The 21012-nt window shown below is 67.0% G+C and carries 14 protein-coding genes; 8 read left to right on the top strand and 6 right to left on the bottom strand.

Features of this window, described 5'->3' with window-relative positions:
* Position 1 precedes the first annotated feature (1 nt).
* Both NHH88_13670 and NHH88_13665 read right to left on the bottom strand, forming a co-directional pair.
* Entirely contained in the window at positions 2–1939 is a 1938-nt protein-coding gene (locus NHH88_13670; GenBank protein ID USX16766.1) for a TonB-dependent receptor, read from the bottom strand.
* Positions 1940–2302: 363 nt separating this feature from the next.
* Complete coding sequence (locus NHH88_13665; protein USX16765.1) at positions 2303–3802, bottom strand: AMP nucleosidase; 1500 nt, start codon at positions 3800–3802, stop codon at positions 2303–2305.
* Between the two features lie 141 nt (positions 3803–3943).
* Here NHH88_13665 and NHH88_13660 point away from each other — a divergent pair, with 141 nt between their 5' ends.
* From NHH88_13660 to NHH88_13650, 3 genes are all read left to right on the top strand, one after another.
* Positions 3944–8002, top strand: coding sequence for an amino acid adenylation domain-containing protein (locus tag NHH88_13660; protein ID USX16764.1), 4059 nt, complete (start codon positions 3944–3946; stop codon positions 8000–8002).
* A 201-nt stretch (positions 8003–8203) separates the two neighbouring features.
* On the top strand, positions 8204–8866 hold the full coding sequence (locus NHH88_13655) for a PEP-CTERM sorting domain-containing protein (GenBank protein ID USX16763.1): 663 nt from the start codon (positions 8204–8206) through the stop codon (positions 8864–8866).
* Positions 8867–8898: 32 nt separating this feature from the next.
* Positions 8899–9612, top strand: a complete 714-nt coding sequence (locus NHH88_13650; GenBank protein ID USX16762.1) for a polysaccharide deacetylase family protein — start codon at positions 8899–8901, stop codon at positions 9610–9612.
* 33 nt (positions 9613–9645) lie between these two features.
* Here the strand turns inward: NHH88_13650 and NHH88_13645 are convergent, their stop codons facing one another.
* Both NHH88_13645 and bla read right to left on the bottom strand, forming a co-directional pair.
* Positions 9646–10191, bottom strand: coding sequence for a hypothetical protein (locus NHH88_13645; GenBank protein USX16761.1), 546 nt, complete (start codon positions 10189–10191; stop codon positions 9646–9648).
* A gap of 30 nt (positions 10192–10221) precedes the next feature.
* Positions 10222–11115: a class A beta-lactamase gene (gene bla / locus NHH88_13640; GenBank protein ID USX16760.1), complete on the bottom strand. Its 894-nt coding sequence runs from the start codon at positions 11113–11115 to the stop codon at positions 10222–10224.
* A gap of 130 nt (positions 11116–11245) precedes the next feature.
* Here bla and NHH88_13635 point away from each other — a divergent pair, with 130 nt between their 5' ends.
* From NHH88_13635 to NHH88_13620, 4 genes are all read left to right on the top strand, one after another.
* Positions 11246–12841, top strand: coding sequence for an FAD-dependent monooxygenase (locus NHH88_13635; protein ID USX16759.1), 1596 nt, complete (start codon positions 11246–11248; stop codon positions 12839–12841).
* 150 nt (positions 12842–12991) lie between these two features.
* Positions 12992–14887 (top strand): DUF885 family protein, encoded by a 1896-nt coding sequence (locus NHH88_13630; GenBank protein ID USX16758.1) that lies wholly within the window; start codon positions 12992–12994, stop codon positions 14885–14887.
* A gap of 11 nt (positions 14888–14898) precedes the next feature.
* The gene (locus NHH88_13625) at positions 14899–16158 is read left to right on the top strand and encodes a D-amino acid dehydrogenase (GenBank protein ID USX16757.1); all 1260 of its coding nucleotides are present in this window, start codon (positions 14899–14901) and stop codon (positions 16156–16158) included.
* A 49-nt stretch (positions 16159–16207) separates the two neighbouring features.
* Positions 16208–17173 carry a tetratricopeptide repeat protein gene (locus tag NHH88_13620; GenBank protein ID USX16756.1) on the top strand — a complete coding sequence of 322 codons (966 nt, stop codon included), beginning with the start codon at positions 16208–16210 and terminating at the stop codon, positions 17171–17173.
* An 81-nt stretch (positions 17174–17254) separates the two neighbouring features.
* On the opposite strand, the gene NHH88_13615 is transcribed toward NHH88_13620, so the two are convergent.
* Complete coding sequence (locus NHH88_13615) at positions 17255–18253, bottom strand: LysR family transcriptional regulator (protein USX16755.1); 999 nt, start codon at positions 18251–18253, stop codon at positions 17255–17257.
* Between the two features lie 168 nt (positions 18254–18421).
* Between NHH88_13615 and NHH88_13610 the strand changes: the two genes are divergently transcribed.
* Positions 18422–19060, top strand: coding sequence for a response regulator transcription factor (locus tag NHH88_13610; protein ID USX16754.1), 639 nt, complete (start codon positions 18422–18424; stop codon positions 19058–19060).
* On the opposite strand, the gene NHH88_13605 is transcribed toward NHH88_13610, so the two are convergent.
* Positions 19057–21006: a diguanylate cyclase gene (locus tag NHH88_13605; GenBank protein USX16753.1), complete on the bottom strand. Its 1950-nt coding sequence runs from the start codon at positions 21004–21006 to the stop codon at positions 19057–19059. The two genes, NHH88_13610 and NHH88_13605, sit on opposite strands and share 4 nt — an antisense overlap.
* Positions 21007–21012 lie beyond the last annotated feature (6 nt).

The following is a 21012-nucleotide window of genomic DNA, read 5'->3' as shown; positions in this document are numbered from 1 at the left end:
GTCAGAAACGCAGCGTCAGTTTCAGCTGCACGCCGCGCTCGATCATACTGCGACCGCCCCCGCCGCCATACTCCACGTGGGAATGGTGCAGCAGGTTACGCCCGATTAGCGCCACGTCCAGCGTGGGCTGCGGTTGCCACATCCACTGGGCGTCCAGTTCGTAATAGGACGGCACGGCGGGCGACGGCAGCGCGCCCATGCGGCGCAAGGTCAGGTCCAGCGCGCTGCGGTCGGTCAGGTCGTACGAGGAACGCAGCAGCCAGTGGTGGCTCGGGTCGTTGTCCGACAACTGTGGGTTGGTGGCGCTGACATCCAGACTATCCGGCAGCAGGCGCCGGTTCACGCGCTGCACCACCAGCCCGGCGTTCAGTCGCCAGGCGGACGCGGCCTGCCACGTGCCCCACAGCTCGACGCCGCGCGCGTCGCCCTGCGCCCGGTTCTCGAACTCGAACAACGCCGGGGCCGTCGGGCTGGTTTGCGGCTCCAGCGTGCGCAATCTGTCGTAGCGGCTGTAGAAGGCGGTGGCCGAATAGGACAGCGTCGGCAGCGGCTGGGCGCGGTAGCCCAGCTCGACCACCTTGGCCACCTCGGACTGGAAGTTCGGGCCGCCGCCATAGATATACACCATGCGCCCGCCGCCGGCGGGGACCGCCTGGCTTGGAAAGTACAGGTCGCTGTCGAACCGAGACGGCGCGCGCACGGTGCGGGCCAGGCTGCTCCAGACCAACTGGCCCGGCGCCGGCGTCCACGCCAGACGCAGGCTGGGCAGGTATTCGGCGCCGGTGTATTTATTATGTTCGACCTTGGCGCCGGCGGTCAGCTTGAGGTCTCGTGTGACGGCGTACTCGTCCTGCGCGAACAGATTGGCCCAATGCAGATCGACGTCGCCGGGCAGGAACGCAAACTCGGTCCCGTTCGTCACCCGGTCCCGGCTGTGCCGGTAGCCGCCGCCCCAGGTCAGCACGTTGCGCTCGCCCAGGCGCAGGTCGTGCTGGGCGTCGAGGTCCAGGGTGGACAGGCGCTCGATGAAGGCGCCGGGCTGGTTGCGTTCGGAGTGGTCCAGAATGACCTGCAGGCGCAGGTTGGCGTCGGGCGAGAGCTTGCGGGTCAGGCGGCTGATCAGATTGACGCCCGAGGTGTGTACCGGCAAGCGGCGGAACTGGCCCAAGTGGCCCTGGTAGGCATCGCCGGAGACGCTCAGCGCGCCTTCGGCCAAGGCCCAGTCGGCGCGGAAACCGGCCTGCGCGCGTTCCATGCCGAAGTTGGTGTCGAGGCCGTTGGCGCCGAAGGTATCGTTCAGCTTCTGGTACTTTCCGTAGACGCGATAGGTACCGCCGTTGGCCATCTTGCCGCCGTAGCGCACGGAGGCGTTTTGGTCGCGGTCGCCGCCGATGGCGCTGAGCTGGCCGCCCTGGGTGTCGGCCGACGAGCGCGTGATGACGTTGATGACGCCGTTGACCGCGTTCGCGCCCCAGATCGTCGCGCCGGGTCCGCTGATGACCTCGATGCGTTCGACGTCCTCCATCACCAGGTCCTGCGCGTCCCAGAAGACGCCGGAAAACAGCGGAGTATAGACGCTGCGGCCATCGATCAGCATCAGCAGTTTGTTCGCGAAGGCGTTGTTGAAGCCGCGCGCGGTGATGGCCCAGTTGCGCGCGTCGACCTGCGCCACCTGCAGGTTGGGGGCCAGGCGCAACGCCTCCGGCAGCGACTGCGCGCCGCTGCGGCGGATGTCGCCAGCGTTGATCACGAACACCGACGCGGCCGTGGTGCCCAGCCGTTCCTCCTGGCGCGACACGGACGTCACGACGACATCGCTGAGCTGTTCGAGCGACATGTCGGCGATGACACTGCCATCGGCCACCCTGGCCCGCGCCGATGTCGCGCAAAGCACCGTCGCAACGAGTAAAACCTTTGAAAAGTCGACTCTTCCAGCCATCGCGCCCCCCTGCGGTTGCCGCACGCTCGCCGCCGCCCGCCGAGCCGGCGCCCTGTCCTGGACGAGCGCCCCGCACCGCCGAATGGCTGCCCGTACACAGAAATTATAGCCACATTGGCCACGCTTTCCCGCAGGAATTTATGTTTTAGTGCAAGATTCAGGAAGGATAGGCAGGAATGCAACACCGCGTTTCGCGGAAAACCACGCCGTGGTCAAGTCTGACAATCGGAACAATCGGACACGAGCTCGTCAAAAACCCACAGCGGGGTCAGGTCCGACATTCGGACACGGCCTCGTCAAAGAAGGCGCAGCACAGTTGAGTGCGTGTCCGAATGTCGGACCTGACCCCGGGGTTGGGGGGGGTTATTGGAAGGCGACTTCGGTAAAGCTGCGCAGCTTGCGGCTGTGCAGACGGTCGACGCCCAAGTCGCGCAGCATTTCCACGGCGCGGATGCCGATCCGCAGGTGCTGGTCGACACGGTCGCGGTAGAACTTGTTGGCCATGCCCGGCAGCTTGATTTCGCCGTGCATCGGCTTGTCGCTCACGCACAACAAGGTCCCGTACGGCACCCGGAAACGGAAACCGTTGGCGGCGATGGTCGCGCTTTCCATGTCCAGCGCGATCGCCCTGCTTTGGCTGAAACGCCGCTCGGGCGTGCGCTGCGGCAGCAGTTCCCAGTTGCGGTTGTCCGTGCTGGCGACCGTGCCGGTGCGCATGATGCGCTTGAGGTCGTGCCCGGTCAGCTGCGTCACCTCGGCCACCGCCGCTTCGATCGCGACCTGCACCTCGGCCAGCGGCGGAATCGGCACCCACAGCGGCAAATCCTCGTCGAGCACGTGATCCTCGCGCACATAGCCGTGCGCCAGCACGTAGTCGCCCAGCTCCTGCGTGTTGCGCAGGCCGGCGCAGTGGCCCAGCATCAGCCAGGCGTGCGGACGCAGCACGGCGATGTGGTCGGTGATGGTCTTGGCGTTGGCCGGGCCGACGCCGATATTGACCATCGAGATGCCGGCGCCGTCGGCGCGGATCAGGTGGTAGCCCGGCATCTGCGGCAGGCGCGGCAACGCGGCGCCGAGCGCGTCGATCGCCTGCACCGACTCGCCGACCCGGCGCGTGACGATATTGCCCGGCTCGACGAAGGCGATGTAGTCGTGTTCCGGCCCGGCCGCCGCCATCAATTCATGGCCCAGCTTGACGAATTCGTCGATATAGAACTGGTAATTGGTGAACAGCACGAACTTCTGGAAGTGCTCGCACGAGGTGCCGGTGTAGTGGCGCAACCGTTGCAGCGAGTAGTCGACGCGCGGCGCCGTGAACAGCGACAGCGGATGCGCTTCGCCCGGCGGCGGCTCGTGGGTGCCGTTGGCGATGCCGTCGTCCATCGCGGCAAGATTGGGCAAGTCGAAGACATCGCGCATCAACAGGCGCCGTTCGGCCGTCATGCTGCCTTCAATGTGCTCGTGCTCGGCGAACGAGAAATGGATCGGGATCGGCTGCGCGCTGGTGCCCACTTCCAGCCGCACCTGCTGGTGGTGGCCGTGGTTCTTGAGCAGCAGCCGGAACTGTTCCTGGTAGTAGCGGGCGAACAGGTCCGGCCGCGTCAACGTGGTTTCGTAGGTGCCGGGGCCGGCGACGAAACCGAAGGCCAGCCGCGAATCGGCGCGGGCCACGGTGTCGGTATGGACGCGCACGAAGGGATAACAAGCACGGACGTGCTCGCCGAGGTCCTCGCCGGCGACAAAGCGTTTCATGGCATCGCGCAGATGGGCGATGTTGGCGTCATAAATGGCCAGAACCTGTTCGTAAGCGGCAATCGGATCGTCAAATTGCATCGGGGCGATATGAGGACGGTTCGGTAACATGCGACTCCTTTTTGAAACGGCGAATGAATCAGGGGTTCTTATTTCCTATTGTAAAGGCTGTAAGCAGAACTTGCATTCTCCCCAGCGAGGAAGATATAGGCGTACCGTACAATAACTCCAAGCCATCACAAAAGTTTCAGCATGAACCAGCCAGCAACACCCTGCCTTACGCTCCCACAATCCCATCCCGACATTCTTTATGGCCAGCAGAACGGCGACCTGTTGCGCGACGAAATCCTGGCCGACCTGCTGGAGGCGACCGCCCGCCGCGCCCCCGACCAGATCGCGCTGATCTCCGGCGACCGCCAGCTCACCTACCGCGAACTCGATGCGCAGGCCGATCTGGTGGCCGGCCGCCTGATCGAGGCCGGTGTGCGGCCGGGCCGGATCGTCGGATTGTGGCTGCCGCGCGGGATCGAACTGCTGGTGCTGCAGGCCGGCATCGCCAAGGCCGGCGCGGCGTGGCTGCCGGTCGACGAGGACACGCCGGTCGATCGCCTGCAAGTGTGCCTGGACGATGCCGACGGCGCCGGCGTGCTGACCTGTGCCGCCTTCGCGCCGCGCCTGGCCGGCATCGGCCGCCCGGTGTGGACGGCGGAGGCGCTGCTGGCCCCGGCCCAGTCTCCCGTGGCGCGGCGCGGCGAGGTCTCGCCCGACCTGCCGGCCTACGTGATCTACACCTCCGGCTCCACCGGCAAGCCCAAAGGCATCCTGATCACCCAGCGCAGCATCTGCCACTTCCTGCGCAGCGAGAACGCGGTGCTGGGCGTGACGGCGGCCGACAAGGTGTATCAAGGCTTCTCGGTGGCTTTCGACATGTCGTTCGAGGAGATCTGGATCGCCTATCTGGCCGGCGCCACCTTGTGGATCGGCCCCAAGGAAATCAGCGGCGACCCCGAAACGCTGCCGCGCATGCTCGACCAGCACCAGGTCACGGTGCTGCACGCGGTCCCCACCCTGCTCGCGCTGTTCAACCAGGACGTGCCGAGCCTGCGGCTGATCAACCTCGGTGGCGAGATGTGCCCGGAACCGCTGGTCGAGCGCTGGTCGCGCGACGGCCGCCAGATGTTCAACACCTACGGTCCGACCGAGGCCACGGTGTCCGCCAGCCTGGCGCGCCTGCGGCCGGGCCACCCGGTCACCATCGGCACGCCGCTGCCGAACTACGGCCTGCTGGTGATCGATGCCAATGCGGAGGCCAATCCCGACGCCGCGCCGGGCGCGCCCCTGCGCCTGCTGCCGCGCGGCGAGATCGGCGAATTGTGCATCACCGGCCCCGGTCTGGCGGCCGGCTACCTTGGCCGCCCCGATCTGACAGTGGAAAAATTCCTGTCCAATCCCTGGTCCAGCGGCCGGCATGACGATCGCCTGTACCGCACCGGCGACCTGGCGCGCATCGCGGCCGACGGCGAAGTGGTGTGCCTGGGCCGCGCCGACGACCAGGTCAAGATACGCGGCTTCCGCGTGGAGCTGGGCGAGATCGAGGCGCTGCTGGCGCAGGCCGACGGCGTCGGCACCGTGGCCGTCCTGCTGCGCAAGGACGACGGCATCGACCAATTGGTCGCCTATCTGGTCGCCGAAGCCGGAGTCGGATCGAATGCGACGCTGGACCCGCGCGCCCTGCGCGCCGACCTGGCCGAAAAACTGCCGCCCTACATGGTCCCGGGACGCTACGAAATCCTGGACGCCATGCCGCGCCTGACCTCCGGCAAAATCGACCGCAAGACGCTGAAGGCCACGCCGCTCGGCGCCGCGCCGGCCGGCGGCGCCCAGGATTCCGACCTGCCCGAAACGCCGGCCGAGGAAGCGCTGTTCGCCGCCCTGGGCAAACTGTTCCCAGGCCAGCCTATCCTGCGCCACGCCGACTTCTTCTCCGACCTTGGCGGCCACTCGTTCTTCGCCGCGCGCCTGGCGTCGGCCCTGCGCGCCGATCCGCGCTACACCCACGTGACCGTGCGCGACATCTATCAGCAGCGCGAGGTCGGCAAGATCGCGCGCGTACTCGGCGAGGCGCACAGCGCCGGCAAGGAGGAAGCGGAATGGACACCGCCCGCCGCCCTCAAACGCTGGACCTGCGGCCTGGCCCAGGCGGCCGTGATGCCGGCGCTGGTGGCGCTGCGCATGGCGCAGTGGCTGGCGCCCTTCTTCACCTACCACTTCTTCACCGGCGATCCGGGCGATTCGGTCAAGCGCGCGATCGCCGCCTCGGTCGGCGTGTTCCTGCTGGCGACGGTGATGGAGTTCGCCATCGCCATCGGCGGCAAATGGCTGATCGCGGGCCGCATCAAGGCCGGCGACTATCCGCTGTGGGGGCTGACCTACTACCGCTGGTGGCTGGCCGACCGCCTGGTCGAGGCGGCGCCCGCGTATCTATTAAGTGGTTCGTCGCTCAACGCCTGGTGGCTGCGCGCGCTGGGCGCGAAGATCGGCCGCGACGTCACGATAGGCTCGATGAGCGTGCGCGCGCCGGACCTGCTGACCATCGCCGACAACGCCAGCATCGGCAACGCCGTCAATTTCGAGAACGCCCGCGTCGAGCGCGGCGTGCTGCGCCTGGGCCGCATCACCCTGGAGCGCGACGCCTGCGTCAGCTCCTTCGCCATCCTCGAAGGGAACACCCATGTCGAGGCGCAGGGCCACCTGGACGGCCAGTCGGCGCTGGGCGATGGCGCCCGGGTGCCGGCGGGCCGCATGTGGGCCGGCTCCCCCGCGCGCGACACCGGCGCCTTCGATCCCGCGCGCCTGCCGTCCCGCCCCCGGCTCACGCGCGCGCGCAGCCTGGGCGAAGGCCTGTTCTTCGTCGCCGGCATCCTGCTGATCGTCACCCTGTTCTTCATGCCGGTGTTCCCGAGCTTTGTGCTGATCGACTGGTTCGACGAAATCGGCGTGATGCCGGCGATCCAGGGCGACGGCATGGGCATCCGCCTGCTGCGCTACTTCGTGCTGGCCTTCCCCGCCAGCGCGGTGCTGATCCTGCTCACGGCGCTGCTGTCGGCGGGCATCCGCTGGACCGTGCTGCCGAAACTGACGCCGGGCCGCTTCGCGGTGCACAGCAATACCTACTGCGCCAAATGGCTGGTCAGCCAGATCCAGGAATCGAGCCTGCAGGTCCTGCACGGCATCTACGCCACCGTGTTCGCGCCGTACTGGTATCGACTATTGGGCGCCAAGGTCGGCAAGGACGCCGAGATCTCCACCGCGCTGGGCGTGGTGCCGGACATGCTGACCCTGGGCGACGAGACCTTCATCGCCGATGCCGTCATGCTGGGCGACGAGGAGATCGACGGCGGCTGGATGACGATGCAGCCGACGGTGGTCTCCAACCGCAGCTTCGTCGGCAACGGCGCCTACATCCCGGACGGCACGGTGCTGCCCGAGGGGGTGCTGATCGGCGTGCATTCGCGCGCGCCCGACAACGCTCGGATGAACAGCGGCGACACCTGGCTCGGCTCCCCGCCGATCAACCTGCCCGCGCGCGAGCAGACCAGCGGCTATCCGGAATCGCTGACGTTCCACCCTTCGGCCATGCGCCGGCTCGGGCGCGGCCTGATCGAAGCGTTCCGCATCGTCGCGCCGCACGCGCTGGTGATCGCGGTCGGCTACACCCTGGTGCTGGAGGTGATGCCGGCGGCCGGCGCCGGCCGCTGGGCGGAGGTGATCTGGGACCTGACCCTGGCGGGACTGGTCTACGGCGTCGGCAACTATGTCTTCGTGGCGCTGCTCAAATGGATACTGATCGGCCGTTATCGCAAGCGCTCGGCGCCGATGTGGACGCCGTTCGTCTGGCTGTCGGAAGGCGTCACCAACCTGTATGAGGGCATCGCCGTGCCCAACTTCATGCGCTATCTGCGCGGCACGCCATGGCTGCCGCTGGCCTTCAACCTGATGGGCGCGAAAATCGGCAAGGGCGTCTACCTGGACACCACCGACATCACGGAGTTCGACTGCGTGCGCATTGGCGACCACAGCGAACTCAATGCCCTCACCTGCCCGCAGACCCATTTGTTCGAGGACCGGGTGATGAAAATCGACGAGGTGGTCATCGGCGCGCGCGTCTATCTCGGACCGCGCAGCGCGGTGCTGTACAGCGCCGTGGTGGGCGACAACGCCCGCCTCGGCGCATTGACCTTGGTCATGAAAGGCGAGCATATTCCGGCCAGCGGCAACTGGTCCGGCTGCCCGGCGGCGCCGGCCAGTTAGTATCAAGTCAATAGTTACAACACCACCGTGGCCGCTGCGCCGGTGGCGCGCGCACTTGCGTACGCCACCGCAACGGCAAATGTGTTAAATAACAACGTGACGATTTCACGACAGCAATAAATTTCATGATTTCAATTAACAAGTCGGCATGCAATAATGGTATTGTGCTTTTCCTACTTGTTTGAAATTACGGAGTTTGTCATGTCACCAAAACGCTTTTTTGCCCTTCCAATGCTCGTTATCGGCTTGCTGGCCAGCTCGGCGCACGCGGCCGTCGTCTTCGACAGCTTCGGCCCCTTTGATTTCCTCAAGTACAATGTCGACAACGGCACCGACGTCGATGGAATACACTACGAACAGAGCCACGCCGTACGTTTCACGCTGACCGCCGAGACTCAAATCACCTCGATCCGTACCGCGATCGATAACGAAAGCGGCTTGGGCAAGCTCACCTTGGGCATCATGGCGTCGGTCAAGCAGGATTCCACCGGCTTCCCCATCCCCGGCGACTTCGAGCAACTGCCATCGGGCAAGCTCCTCTACTCGAGCGACCTGACCGGCGTGCTGTCGAACGCCACCCTGTCGAACCTGAACTGGACGCTGGGCGCCGGCACCTATTGGCTGACCGGCTCCGCCGTCGGCACCTCGGCGACCTGGACCACCGGAAACTCCGCCCCCTACGCGCTGTCGACCGAGGCGGGCGTCTGGACCGGCGGCCTGGAAAACATGCTTAGCCCCGCCGCCATGATCGAAGGCGAGCAGCTGGCCGTGAACGCCGTCCCCGAGCCGGAAACCTACGCCATGATGCTGGCCGGCGTGGCGCTGGTATCGGTGATGGCCCGCCGCCGCAAGCGCGCCGCCTGAAAATGTTTATCGTCGGAAAAGTTGTAAAGTTCATGGCAATGGGCGTGCTGGCCTCGCTGGCAGCCCCCGCCCTTGCCGCCGAATGCGGTGCCGACAAACTCGGCACCAGCCGCACCATCAAACTCCCCCGCGACGGCGCGCTATACGGCGCGTATCAGCATGCCGCCCTGCCATTGGAAAAAGGCGAGGTCGTGCTGACGTTCGACGACGGACCGGAACCGTCGGGCACGCCCGCCGTGCTCGCGGCCCTGGCCGACCAATGTGTGAAAGCGACGTTCTTCATGATCGGCGACCGGCTGGCGCGTTCGCCGGAGCTGGCGCGGCGCGTCGCGGCCGAGGGCCACTCGACCGGCCTGCACAGCAACACGCATCCGCATCTGTCCGAACTCGGCGCGCAACAGCAACTCGACGACCTGCGCAAGAACCAGGTCGCCTATCAGGCCGCGTTCGGCGTGTCCGCGCCGGCCTACCGCTTCCCGTATCTGGAAGAAACGCCGACGATGCTGGCCGCCCTCAAGGCCGCCAAGGTCACCGTCATGTCGATCGACCTGGGCATCAACGACTGGTTGCCAAACGACACGACCGAAGTCCTGATGGTACGGCTGGCCGAGAACCTGACCAAACCCGGGCGCGGCATCATTCTCATGCACGACGCCAACGGTCCAACGGTCAAGGCCCTGCCTTCGCTGCTCAGGCTGCTAAAGGACAAGGGCTACAAGGTGGTCCACCTCGAGTGGGAAAAATAAGCCGCATCCCCCGCCCCTGAGACGCATGCCGCCCTAGCTTTGCGCCGGCGCGTCCAGGAAGAAGATGGCGTGGGCCTTGGCCGGCGCCTTTTCGGTCGGCTTGTCGATCTGCACCTGGGCGCAATCCTCGACCACCAGGCTGCGCCAGTTGCCGACGCCGGCGTTGGCGAACGCCGTGTGCGCCTTCGAACCCAGGCTGATGTCCAGCGCCAGGCGCGCGTTGCGCTCGCCCGTCTTGGCGTAGTTGACGCCGCGCAGCTCGAAGCCGTAGGCGGTCAGCCACGGTTCCCACAGGCCGCTCTCGACACCCTCGACGATGCGGTCCAGCATCGTCCACAACGGCAAGCCCTTCTTGACCACGCCGCGCAGCACCGCCAGCGACGGCGCCTTCCGCGCGTCCGTGCTGCGCTTGCCGGCGCCGCTCTCGCCGATCGCCTTCAACTCCTTGGAAAACGCCGCGTCGCGCTCGGTGTAGTCGCGCATGCGGCCATACAACTCGGCGTTGAGGAAGGGATTGGGCGCGCGGCCCGGCGGCGCCTCGGCGGGATTTTTGGCTGGCGGCTGTTTTTTGTTCGTCATGGGTGGCCCACTAGTGTTAAGGGCCGTAGTTTAGCCGACCTTGAAGGCATCGATGACAATCTTCGCCGCCTGGCCGAGGATTTCGGGGCGCGTCTTGTCGTCCTTGCCCGGCTGCGTCAGGTAAACGGCCAGCACGATCGGTGGTTTATTGCCAGGCGGCCACAAGATGGCGATGTCGTTGATGGTGCCGTAGTCGCCGGCGCCGGTCTTGTCGCCCACTTTCCAGCTCGACGGCACGCCGGCGCGGATGCGGGTGGCGCCGGTCGTGTTGCCGATCAGCCAATCCGTCATGATCTTGCGCTTGGCGGGCGGCAACGCGTTACCCAGGGTCAGCTTGTGCAAGGACGCCATCATCGCCGCCGGCGTGGTGGTGTCGCGCGGATCGCCGGGGATGGCGCTGTTGAGCGCGGTTTCCCAGCGGTCCAGGCGGAACTGCCGGTCGCCGATCGAACGGGCGTACGCGGTCACCTCCTCCGGTCCGCCCAGGTGACGGATCAGCAGGTTGGCCGCCGTGTTGTCGCTGTACTGGATGGTGGCCGCGCACAGCGCCTCGATGGTCATGCCGCCGTCGAGGTGCTCTTCGGTGATGGGCGAATGCGCCACCAGCTCGGCCTTGTCGTACCGGATGTTCTGTTGCAGCACCGACGGCTCCTTCGCCAGCACCGCCGCCGACAGCATCATCTTGAAGGTGCTGCAGAACGGAAAGCGCTCATCGGCGCGATGGAACAGCTGCCGCCCGTCGGCCGTGTTCCACGCCGCCACGCCCAGGCGTCCGCCGGACGCGGCCTCCAGCCGGACCAGCCGCATATCCGGCGGCATGGGGGCGGTCTGGGCAGTCTGGGCGGTCGGCGTGGCGTGGGCGCGGGCAAGTGGTGCCGCGGCGAGTGCCAGCAACAAGGTACGGCGGGTGGCGGAATGGCTCATATCGGGTGGATGTGGGTGGTAAGGAATAACAATGTTGTCCAATATAATACCAATTCACCCAACTAGCCAGTGCTATCCCGCCGCCGTCAATTGCGCGCGCCGCATTCGCGCGGGCAGGTAAACTGGGTTGATGGTTCCTCAAGTTCTCATCGTCGGCGCCGGACCCACCGGCCTGGTGCTTGCCCTCCGGCTGGCGCGGCACGGTGTCGCCGTGCGCATCATCGACCAAAACAGCGGCCCCGGCCAGGCTTCCCGGGCGATGGCCGTGCATGCGCGCACGCTCGAGTTCTATCGCCAGATGGGTTTCGGCGACGCCGTCGTCGATCTGGGCATCCGCATCGAGGCCATCCACCTGCGCGAGGACGGCCACGATATCGCCCGGTTGCCGCTCAAGGACGTCGGCGCCGGCATCAGCCCCTATCCCTTCGTGCTGGCATTCCCCCAGGACGACCATGAACAATTCCTGGTCGAGCAACTGCGCGCGCAGGGCGTGGAAGTCGACTGGAACACCCAACTTGAATCGTTCACGCAGGACGAATGGGGCGTGCGCGCCGTGCTCCAGCGTGGCGGCGAGCGCATCGCCTGCAATACCGCCTTCCTGTGCGGCTGCGACGGCGCCAGCAGCCGCGTGCGCGAGTCGCTCCAGGTCGGTTTCGGCGGCGGCACCTACGACCATCTATATTACGTGGCCGACGTCAAGACCGGGGGGCCGCCCAATGTCGACCTGGTCGGCCACCTGGGCGCCAACACCTTCGCGCTGATGTTGCCGGTGCGCTCGCGCGGCATGCAGCGCCTGATCGGCATCATGCCCGAGCCGGTCCAGGGCCAGCCCGAGCCCAATTTCGACGACGTGCGCCCCGTGCTGGAACCGTTGCTCGGCATCAAGGTCGAGCAACTCAACTGGTTCTCCACCTACCGCGTGCACCACCGGGTGGCGTCGCAATTCCGCGTCGGCCGCTGCTTCCTGGCCGGCGACGCCGCGCACATCCACAGCCCCGCCGGCGGCCAGGGCATGAACACCGGCATCGGCGACGCCGTCAACCTGGCGTGGAAGCTGGCGCAGGTGTTGCGGGCCGGCGCCCACGGCGCGCTGCTCGACACCTACCAGGCCGAACGGCTCGCCTTCGCCCGCAAGCTGGTCACCACCACCGACCGCGCCTTCCAGCTGGTGGTGTCGCAGGGCGCCGGCGGCCAGTTGTTGCGCCACTGGGTGGTGCCGCATGTGTTCCCGATGCTGACCGGCTTCACCACCGCGCGCCGCACCTTGTTCAAAACAGTGTCGCAGGTGCAGATCCACTATCCCGACAGCCTGCTGAGCGGCGGGCGCGCCGGCGAGATCATCGGCGGCGACCGCCTGCCGTGGGTGCCGCAAGCGGATGGCGGCGACAATTTCGCCCCGCTGCGCAGCCTGGGTTGGCAACTGCACGTCTACGGCAAAACCGATCCCCTGCTCGCCGCGGCGGCCCGCATGCTGCACCTGCCGCTGCACGCCTGGCCGTGGACCGAGACCGCCGGCGAGGCCGGCCTGCTGGAGGACGCGGCCTACCTGATCCGCCCGGACATGCACGTGGCGCTGGCGCTGCCGCGCCAGGAACTGGACGCGCTGCGCGAATTGATCGCCCGCTTCCAGCTGACTTTCCCGGCCGATCCGGAAGGGTCCGCGCCGCCGCATGCGGGGTCACATTCGATATCGGACCCGTCCCCGGAATCGCCGTCCCTGTATTAAATCGCCCTTAACCGGCACACAATACTCATTGACAATTTTCCGGCTGACGCGCTATGGTCAGCGTCGCGCCGGCTGCCGACCGATGAGTATTGTTGAAAACGCTCGTCCGCAGATTCGGCCCGCATTACCAACAAACAATAAAAGGAAGTCATGAGCAACAAGTCCCAGAACTTCACACGCCGCGACCTGCTGCTGTCCGCCCTTTCGGCCACCGCCGTCGGCGCCCTGCCCCTGCTGCCCGGCATGGCGCGCGCGCAAGCCGCCACCCCGGCTGCCCCGGCCGCCCCGGCCGCCGGCGACGCCCCGTTCACCAAACTGATCGATAATTTCGCAGAAGAAATCCTGCGCCTGTCGCCGACCACCGCCACCTCGCTCGGCCTGGACAAGGGCGAGCGCGCCGGCCTGAAATCGCAGCTGGAAAACGTCAGCCGCTCCGGCGACGCCGCCTGGGCCGGACAGGTCAAGTCGATGCTCAAGCGCCTGTCGGGCATCGACCGCGCCAAGCTGGGCGCCGAGGCCCAGCTCCGCTACGACACCATCCGCTACGCCGCCAACGAGGGCCTGGAAGGCTTGCGCTTCTCCTTCGGCGGCGCCGCCGCCGGCTTCAATGGCGGCACCTCGCCCTTTCCCGTCACGCAGCAGGACGGCGCGGTCACGCGGCTCCCGGAATTCCTGCACTCGCAGCACCAGATCGCCGACGCCGCCGACGCCGAGGCCTATCTGGACCGCGTCACCGGCATGGCGCGCATGCTGGACCAGGAAAGCACCCGCATCGCCGACCAGGCCGGGCGCGGCATCCTGCCGCCGAACTTCATCGCCCGCGCCGCGCTGGCCCAGTTGCAGGACTACCGCAAGACCGCGATCGCGCAGCAAAAGCTGGTCACCTCGCTGACCGAGCGCACGCAAAAGCTGGGCATCGCCGGCGACTGGAACGCGCGCGTCACGGCGCTGGTCGAAACCCAGGTCTACCCGGCGCTGGAGCGCCAGATCGCCACTTTCACGCGCGCCACGTCCAAGTCCACCGACGTCGCCGGCGTGCACCGCCTGCCGGACGGCGCGGCCTACTACGATTGGGCGCTGCGCCTTGGCACCTCGACCAACCTCAGTCCGCGCGAAGTGCACGCGGTCGGCCTGGAACAGAACAAGATGCTGCAGTCGCGCATCGACGCCATCCTCAAGGCCCAGGGCATCACGCAAGGCACCGTCGGCGCGCGCCTGCTGGCGCTGTCGAAGGACCCGAAACGCTTCTACGCCGACAACGACAAGGGCCGCGAGGAGCTGATCGCCTATTGCAACGACCGCGTCGAGGCGGTGCGCGCGCTGATGCCGAAGATCTCCAACATGACACTGAAGGCGCCGCTGGAGGTCAGGCGGGTGCCGGTCGATATCGAGTCGGGCGCGCCGCTCGGCTACATGAACTTCGCGTCGCTGGACGGCTCGCGTCCGGCAATTTATTACATCAATCTGAAGTCGACCACCTTGTGGCCGAAGTCCGAGATCGCCACCTTGACCGCGCACGAAGGCTTGCCGGGCCACGCCTGGCAAGGCGCCTACCTGGCCGAACACCACGACGAGCTGCCGCTGATCTCCTCGCTGATCGGCTTCAACGCCTTCATCGAGGGCTGGGCGCTGTACGCCGAGCAGCTGGTCGACGAATTCGGCCTGTACGTCAACGATCCGTTCAGCCAGATCGGCTACCTGCAGGCGCAGCAGTTCCGCGCCTGCCGTCTGGTGGTCGACACCGGCATGCACGCGATGAAGTGGACGCGCGAACAGGCGATCCGCTTCCTGGTCGAGAGCACCGGCCGCGGCGAACAGGCCATGACCAGCGAAATCGACCGCTACACGGTGTCGCCCGGCCAGGCCTGCGGCTACAAGGTGGGCCACAACGAGATCCTGCGCCAGCGCGAACGCGCGAAGGCGGCGCTGGGACCGAAGTTCGACCTGCCCGGCTTCAACGACGCGCTGGTGCAAAGCTGCGGCGTGCCGCTGACGGTGCTGCCGACGGTGATCGACCGCTACATCGCCGGGCTCAAGAAGGCCTGACCCGGACCGCCATGAAGACCATCGCAGTCATCGGCGGCGGCATCACCGGAGTCACCACCGCCTACGCGCTGGCCCGGCGCGGCCTGCGCGTCACGCTGCTCGAGCGCCATCGCTATCCGGCGATGGAGACCTCGTTCGCCAACGGCGGCCAGCTGTCGGCCTCCAACGCCGAGGTGTGGAACCACGGCGCCACCGTGGCCAAGGGCTTGAAGTGGATGCTACGCAAGGACGCGCCGCTGCTGCTCAACCCCAAACCCAGCTGGCACAAGCTGTCGTGGCTGGCGGAGTTCATCGCCGCCATGCCGGACTACCGCGAAAACACCGTCGCCATCGCCAAACTGGCGGTGGCGGCGCGCGAGCATCTGTTCAGCTGGGCCGAGGAGGAGCGCATCGACTTCGACCTCAAACGCGCCGGCATCCTGCACATCTACCGCGACCGCGCCGACTTCGACCACGGCGAAGACGTCTCGCTGCTGCTGGCGCGGGGCGGCGTGCACCGGCGCACCGTCACGCTTGAAGAGATGCGCGCGATCGAGCCCACCCTGGCCGGCGACTACTACGCCGGCCACTACACCGAGAGCGACAGCTCCGGCGACATCCACAAATTCACCACCGGGCTGGCGCAGGCGGCGCAGCGGCTCGGCGTGCGCCTGCGCTTCGGCCAGCAGGTGGTGGGCCTGAGCGCGGACGCGCGCGGCGCCTGCGTCAGCGTGCTGCAGGACGGCGTGCCGGACATCGGCGTCTACGACGGCGTGGTGATCTGCGCCGGCACCGCCAGCCGCGAACTGGCGGCCATGCTGGGCGACCGGGTCAACGTCTACCCGGTCAAGGGATACTCGATCACGGTCCACCTGGACGACGATGCCAGCCGCGCCGCCGCCCCCACCGTGAGCCTGGAGGACGACGCCGCCAAGCTGGTCACCAGCCGGCTGGGCGAGGACCGCTTCCGCGTGGCCGGCACGGCCGAATTCAACGGCTTCAACCGCGACATCCGCGCCGACCGCATCGCCCCGCTGGTCGATTGGGTGCGGCAGCGCTTCCCCGGCGTCTCCACGCGCAACATCACGCCGTGGGCGGGCTTGCGGCCGATGATGCCCAACCTGATGCCGCGCGTCGGCCAGGGCAAGCTTCCTTGCGTTTTCTACAATACCGGCCACGGCCACCTGGGCTGGACCTTGTCGGCGGCGACGGCCGACATCATCGCCGCCACCGTCGAGGCCAATTTGCGCTCTGTGGCGCAGCGCACCGCCGTTCCCTTGAAAATGGCCTAAACTGCCATCATTATGAAAGTAGTTCCGTAGTTTCCACTGGAGATCGACCATGAAGGCAAAATCCTTAGCAAGCATCACCCTGCTGGCCGGCGCGATGGCGCTGGCGGCGCCGGTCTTTGCGGCGGCTCCCACCGTACACGATGTCTATGTCGCCGCCGAAGCCGGAAAATTCACCGAAGCGCAGGCGATGATGGACCAGGTGCTCAAGGAGCATCCGAACAGCGCCAAAGCGCACTTCGTCGAAGCCGAACTGCTGGCCAAGCAAGGCAAGTTCGCGGCCGCGCAAAAGTCGCTGGAAACGGCCGAACGCCTGTCGCCGGGCCTGCCGAAGGTCGACGCCACCGCCGTCAGCAAACTGCGCGCAGTGATCGCCGCCGGCGAGGCCAAACCGAAAGAAAATTTCACGCAGCACAAACCGGCGGCCGAGAAGAGCAGTTATAACAACGGCGGCTATGCCAACGGCGCCAGCGCCGGCTCCAGTTCGAACGGAGGCGGCGGCATCCCGTGGGGCACCGTCCTGCTGATGGGCGGCCTGCTGGTGGGCTTCATCTTTATCGCCTCGCGCTTCATGTCGCGCCGCGCGCAGCAAGGCGGCGCGGGCGGCATGGGCGGCGGCGGGTTCAACCAGGGTGGCCAGGGCTTCAATCCTGGCGGCACGCCGCCGGGCTATCCTCCAGGCGGCGGTTATCCGCAGCAGGGTTATGGTCCGGGCTACGGCCAGCAGCCGCAGGGTAGCGGCATGGGCTCGCGCATCGTCGGCGGCCTGGCCACAGGCGCTGCGCTGGGCGCGGGCCTGGTGGCCGGCGAGGCGATCGCGCGCCAGTTCACCGGCGGTCATGAAAACGGCGGCAACGCCGCCAACGACCAGGGACGCAACGACATCGTCTATGACGATCCGGCGCAGAGCAACATCGTGCAGAATGACGACATGGGCGGCACCGACTTCGGCGTCAGCGGCGGCTGGGACGATTCCGGCGGCGGCGACGCCGGCGGCGGTGGCGACGAGTGGAATTAATTCGTAGGGCGGATTAGCGAAGCGTAATCGGCCATGCATGCGCCGTCGACGGCTCATAAATGGCCGATTACGGCGTTCCGCCTAATCCGCCCTACGTGTTTCCTCGATCCCTCCAACGTCTCGGGGCTTGGTCGCACCCGCCGCTTCCATCGCCACATCCCAATACGGCGGCTCGCCGAAATACTCCCGTAAATGACTGATCAACAGGTGCGACTTGGCCTGGTTGGAGCGCCCCGGCATGTGCACCGCGTGGATCGCCGATTCGGCCGGATCGTGCTTGGCCGCCGAAGCGCCCCGCTGCAGCGGCGCCATCGGAAACACCGGCACCAGCTTGCCCGCAACGATCGCCTCGCTGACCATCCAATTGGCCAGATGAACCAGCCCCGCCCCGGCGATCGCCGCGTGCATCAGCGTATCCGTATCGTCGCAGCGCAACGCGCTTTTCACGTCCAGCGGCTGGTGTTGATTGACGCCCTCGAAGCGCCACCACGCGCGCGGCGACTTGCCGACCATCGACAAACACTGATGGTTCAGCAAATCCTCCGGCGCGGCCGGCCAGCCATGCCGCGCCAGATACGCCGGGCTGGCGCTGACCACGCGGTTCTGCGGCGCCAGCCGGGTCGCCACCAGGTCGCCGTCCGGCAGCACGCCGGCGCGCACCGCCACATCGACCCGGCGCGAAGCCAGGTCGACGACGCTGTCGCTGACGTGCAAATCCACCTGCAGCCTGGGATAACGCCGCAGGAACGTGGCGATGGCCGGCGCCACGTGCAGCCGCCCGAAGCCGGCCGGCGCGGTGACCGTCAACAGGCCGCGCGGCTCGCTTTCGGTTTCCTGCACCGCCGCCTGTCCCTCCGCCAGCTCGGCCAGGATATTGCGGGCGCGCGGCAGGAAGCGCTCGCCGGCGTCGGTCAGCACCACATGGCGCGAGCTGCGCACCAGCAGCCGCGCGCCCAGCTGCGCCTCCAGCGCGTCGAGCTTGCGCGAGACCGACGACACGGCCATTTCCAGTTGCACCGCCGCCCGCGACAGGCTGCGGTGCTCGACCACCGCGATCAGGCACTGCAAGGCATCGATCATCCATTTCTCCCCATGACGGCCAGTTTGCGGAAACTGCAAAAGACATTTGCCGAACGAGCTATTGTGCCATTTTTTGCTAAAGTGCATACTTTGTGTTGCATTGCACACCACAATCGCAGGCCCGGGCGCTATCGCCCGAACTAGTCGGAACATCGCATCCCCCACAACATGGAAATGAGCAACGCACCCCGTCCCATCACCGTGCTGGTCGTCGACGACCATCCGCTGCTGCGCGCCGGCCTCGGCGAGGCGATCGCCAGCCAGGACGATATGCGTCTGGTCGGCGAGGCCAACAACGGCCGCGAGGCCGTCGAACGCTACGAGGCGCTGCGTCCGGACGTGACCATCATGGACATCGCCATGCCCGAAATGTGCGGCGTGACGGCGCTGCAGCAGATCCGCCGCGAACACGGCGGCGCCCGCATCATCATGTTGACGACCTATAAAGGCGACGCCCAGATCCTGCGCGCCGTGCAGGGTGGCGCCAGCGGCTTCCTGCTGAAAAGCACCTTGCGGCGCGAACTGATCGACACCGTGCGCGGCGTCCACATGGGGCAGCGCCGCATTCCGCCGGAAATCGCCATGGAACTGGCCCAGCACATGGGCCAGGGACCGTTGAGCCCGCGCGAAATGGAGGTGCTCAATCACGCCGCCGGCGGCAACTCGAACCGCCGCATCGCCGAGCACCTGTCGATTTCCGAGGAAACCGTCAAGGCGCACATGAAGAACGTGCTGGCCAAACTGGCCGCAAACGACCGCACCCACGCGGTGACGATCGCCCTCAAGCGCGGCATCATCACCATCTAGCCGGGCGCCTGGCCGCCCTCCCCCGCCGAACCGCCGGCCAGCACCGCCTGGTTGCGACCCTGCTGCTTGGCGCGGTAAAGGGCCAGGTCGGCCTGCTTCAGCAACTCCTCGGCGCCGCCAAGTTCGGAAGGCGCGGTAATCGCCACGCCGACGCTGATCGTCACCCGGCCCAGCGGCGACATCGCGTGCGCCAGTCCCATGGCCGCCACGCCCACGCACAGCGCCCCGGCGTGCCGCCACGCCGCGTCGGCGTCCAGGTGGGTTGTGCTGATGAGGGCGAATTCCTCGCCGCCATAGCGCGCCACCATATCGCCGGCCCGCATCGCGTGCGCCGTCATGGCCCCGGCCACGTCGCGCAGGCATTCGTCGCCGGCCTGGTGGCCGTAGTGGTCGTTGTAACGCTTGAACCAGTCGACATCGATCAACGCCACCGACAGCAAGGTGCCGGCGCGCTGGGCGCCGCGCCACTCGCTGGCGAACATCTCGTCGAAATGGCGGCGGTTGGCCAGGCCGGTCAGGCTGTCGGTGGTGCTGAGCGCACGCAGGCGGCGGTTGGCTTCCTCGAGCGCGGAGGTGCGGTCGTGCACCTTGACCTCGAGCTGGGCGTGCGCGTCCTGGATGCGGTCGGCCATGTTGGCGAAGTCGCGCGCCAGCTCGCCGATCTCGTCGTTCGACTGGGTCGGCAGGGAATCGCGGTCCAGGCGCTCCCGCGACACGCCGAGGCGGCGCGTCGCCTGCATCAGCCGCGACAGCGGAACGGCCACGTGCTTGTGCAGGATGGAGCGCAGCAGGAAAATTTCCACCAGCAAGGTCAACAGCCCAAGGGCGATCACGATGGCCAGGTTGTCCAGGATCGCCGCGCGCATCAGCACGCGCGGATAATGCACCGCCAGCACCCACGGCGTGCCCGGGATGACGCCCATGGCGATGATCTCGTCGCGCTCGCGCACCACCGTCGATTTGCCCGGAGCCAGCGACGGCACCGCCGCCAGCAGCGGGTAGTCGTGGGCGATCTTGAGCGAGCGGATCGAGGCCGAGCCGCCGCTGCTTTTGACCTGGTCCATGTAGGCGGGATGGTAGAGCAAGGTGCCCTCGCCGTCGGCCACCAGGATGGTGGTGTAGGCGCCGTCGATGACGGGGCGCGCGGTGCGCTTCATCAGGTCGTCCAGCGGCACGTCGACGCAGGCCAGGATGCGGTGCTTGCCGTCGGCGCCGGCCACGTCGGGCGTGGCGATGGTGGTCATCCAGACGTTGTTGGAGTAGTCCCAATAGATATGGGTGAACAGCGTGCCGTTGCCGGACGAACCGAAGCCGCGCCGGTAGAATTCGTAGGTCTCCAGCTTGAGCGCGTCCGGGCCGGCGTACTTGAACACCTTGGCGATGTCGGCATCCTGGTAAATGGGGAAGCCTTTTTCGGGCACCACGCCATAGAAGTTGAACAGGCGCCCCCTGGCGCTGGAACCGTATTTGTGGGACAGGATGTAGGACAGCGCGAAACGCGCCTTGGTGTCGTCGTCGGGCGGGATGTCGGGCGCGTAGGTGGCGGACATCCAGGCGTAACGGCGGCCGTCGGCCAGCGCCGCGCCCTCGAACAATTGCGGACGCTGGGTGTACGAGCCGTCCTCGTGGCGATGGAAAATCAGGCCGAAGTCGCGCACCAGGCCGGCGGCCATGCCTGCGCGGGTGTACACGCTCTGGAACTCGTCGAGAAAATTCTGTTGCAAGGTGCGGATTTCGCGGAACGGCAGCGATTCGCGCTGCAAGGTCTGCTCGGTCGACAGCAGCAGTTGCCTGGTGACGGCCTCCTCGATGGAGCGCATATTGATGTAGTACGACGCCGCCCCCGCGCACAGCGACACCAGGCCGATGCGCAACAAGGCCAGGCGCAGCGCCCGCGCGGTCAGCGAGCGCTTGTCGGAGGTGTGGGTGGCGTCCAGGGGCGTCATTGGGTG

The organism is Oxalobacteraceae bacterium OTU3CAMAD1 (genome assembly GCA_024123915.1).
In the GTDB taxonomy this organism is placed as follows: Bacteria; Pseudomonadota; Gammaproteobacteria; order Burkholderiales; family Burkholderiaceae_D; genus Rugamonas.
Note: the sequence above shows the minus strand (reverse complement) of the source record. Positions and strands in the feature narration are given on the sequence as shown.

Excerpts from the sequence above, each read along its gene's own strand:
- bla (USX16760.1), bottom strand. The coding sequence starts at position 11,115 with ATGAGCCATTCCGCCACCCGCCGTACCTTGTTGCTGGCACTCGCCGCG.
- NHH88_13660 (USX16764.1), top strand. The coding sequence starts at position 3,944 with ATGAACCAGCCAGCAACACCCTGCCTTACGCTCCCACAATCCCATCCC.
- NHH88_13610 (USX16754.1), top strand. The coding sequence starts at position 18,422 with ATGGAAATGAGCAACGCACCCCGTCCCATCACCGTGCTGGTCGTCGAC.
- NHH88_13650 (USX16762.1), top strand. The coding sequence starts at position 8,899 with ATGGCAATGGGCGTGCTGGCCTCGCTGGCAGCCCCCGCCCTTGCCGCC.
- NHH88_13605 (USX16753.1), bottom strand. The coding sequence starts at position 21,006 with ATGACGCCCCTGGACGCCACCCACACCTCCGACAAGCGCTCGCTGACC.
- NHH88_13645 (USX16761.1), bottom strand. The coding sequence starts at position 10,191 with ATGACGAACAAAAAACAGCCGCCAGCCAAAAATCCCGCCGAGGCGCCG.
- NHH88_13665 (USX16765.1), bottom strand. The coding sequence starts at position 3,802 with ATGTTACCGAACCGTCCTCATATCGCCCCGATGCAATTTGACGATCCG.
- NHH88_13630 (USX16758.1), top strand. The coding sequence starts at position 12,992 with ATGAGCAACAAGTCCCAGAACTTCACACGCCGCGACCTGCTGCTGTCC.
- NHH88_13615 (USX16755.1), bottom strand. The coding sequence starts at position 18,253 with ATGATCGATGCCTTGCAGTGCCTGATCGCGGTGGTCGAGCACCGCAGC.
- NHH88_13635 (USX16759.1), top strand. The coding sequence starts at position 11,246 with ATGGTTCCTCAAGTTCTCATCGTCGGCGCCGGACCCACCGGCCTGGTG.
- NHH88_13620 (USX16756.1), top strand. The coding sequence starts at position 16,208 with ATGAAGGCAAAATCCTTAGCAAGCATCACCCTGCTGGCCGGCGCGATG.
- NHH88_13625 (USX16757.1), top strand. The coding sequence starts at position 14,899 with ATGAAGACCATCGCAGTCATCGGCGGCGGCATCACCGGAGTCACCACC.
- NHH88_13655 (USX16763.1), top strand. The coding sequence starts at position 8,204 with ATGTCACCAAAACGCTTTTTTGCCCTTCCAATGCTCGTTATCGGCTTG.
- NHH88_13670 (USX16766.1), bottom strand. The coding sequence starts at position 1,939 with ATGGCTGGAAGAGTCGACTTTTCAAAGGTTTTACTCGTTGCGACGGTG.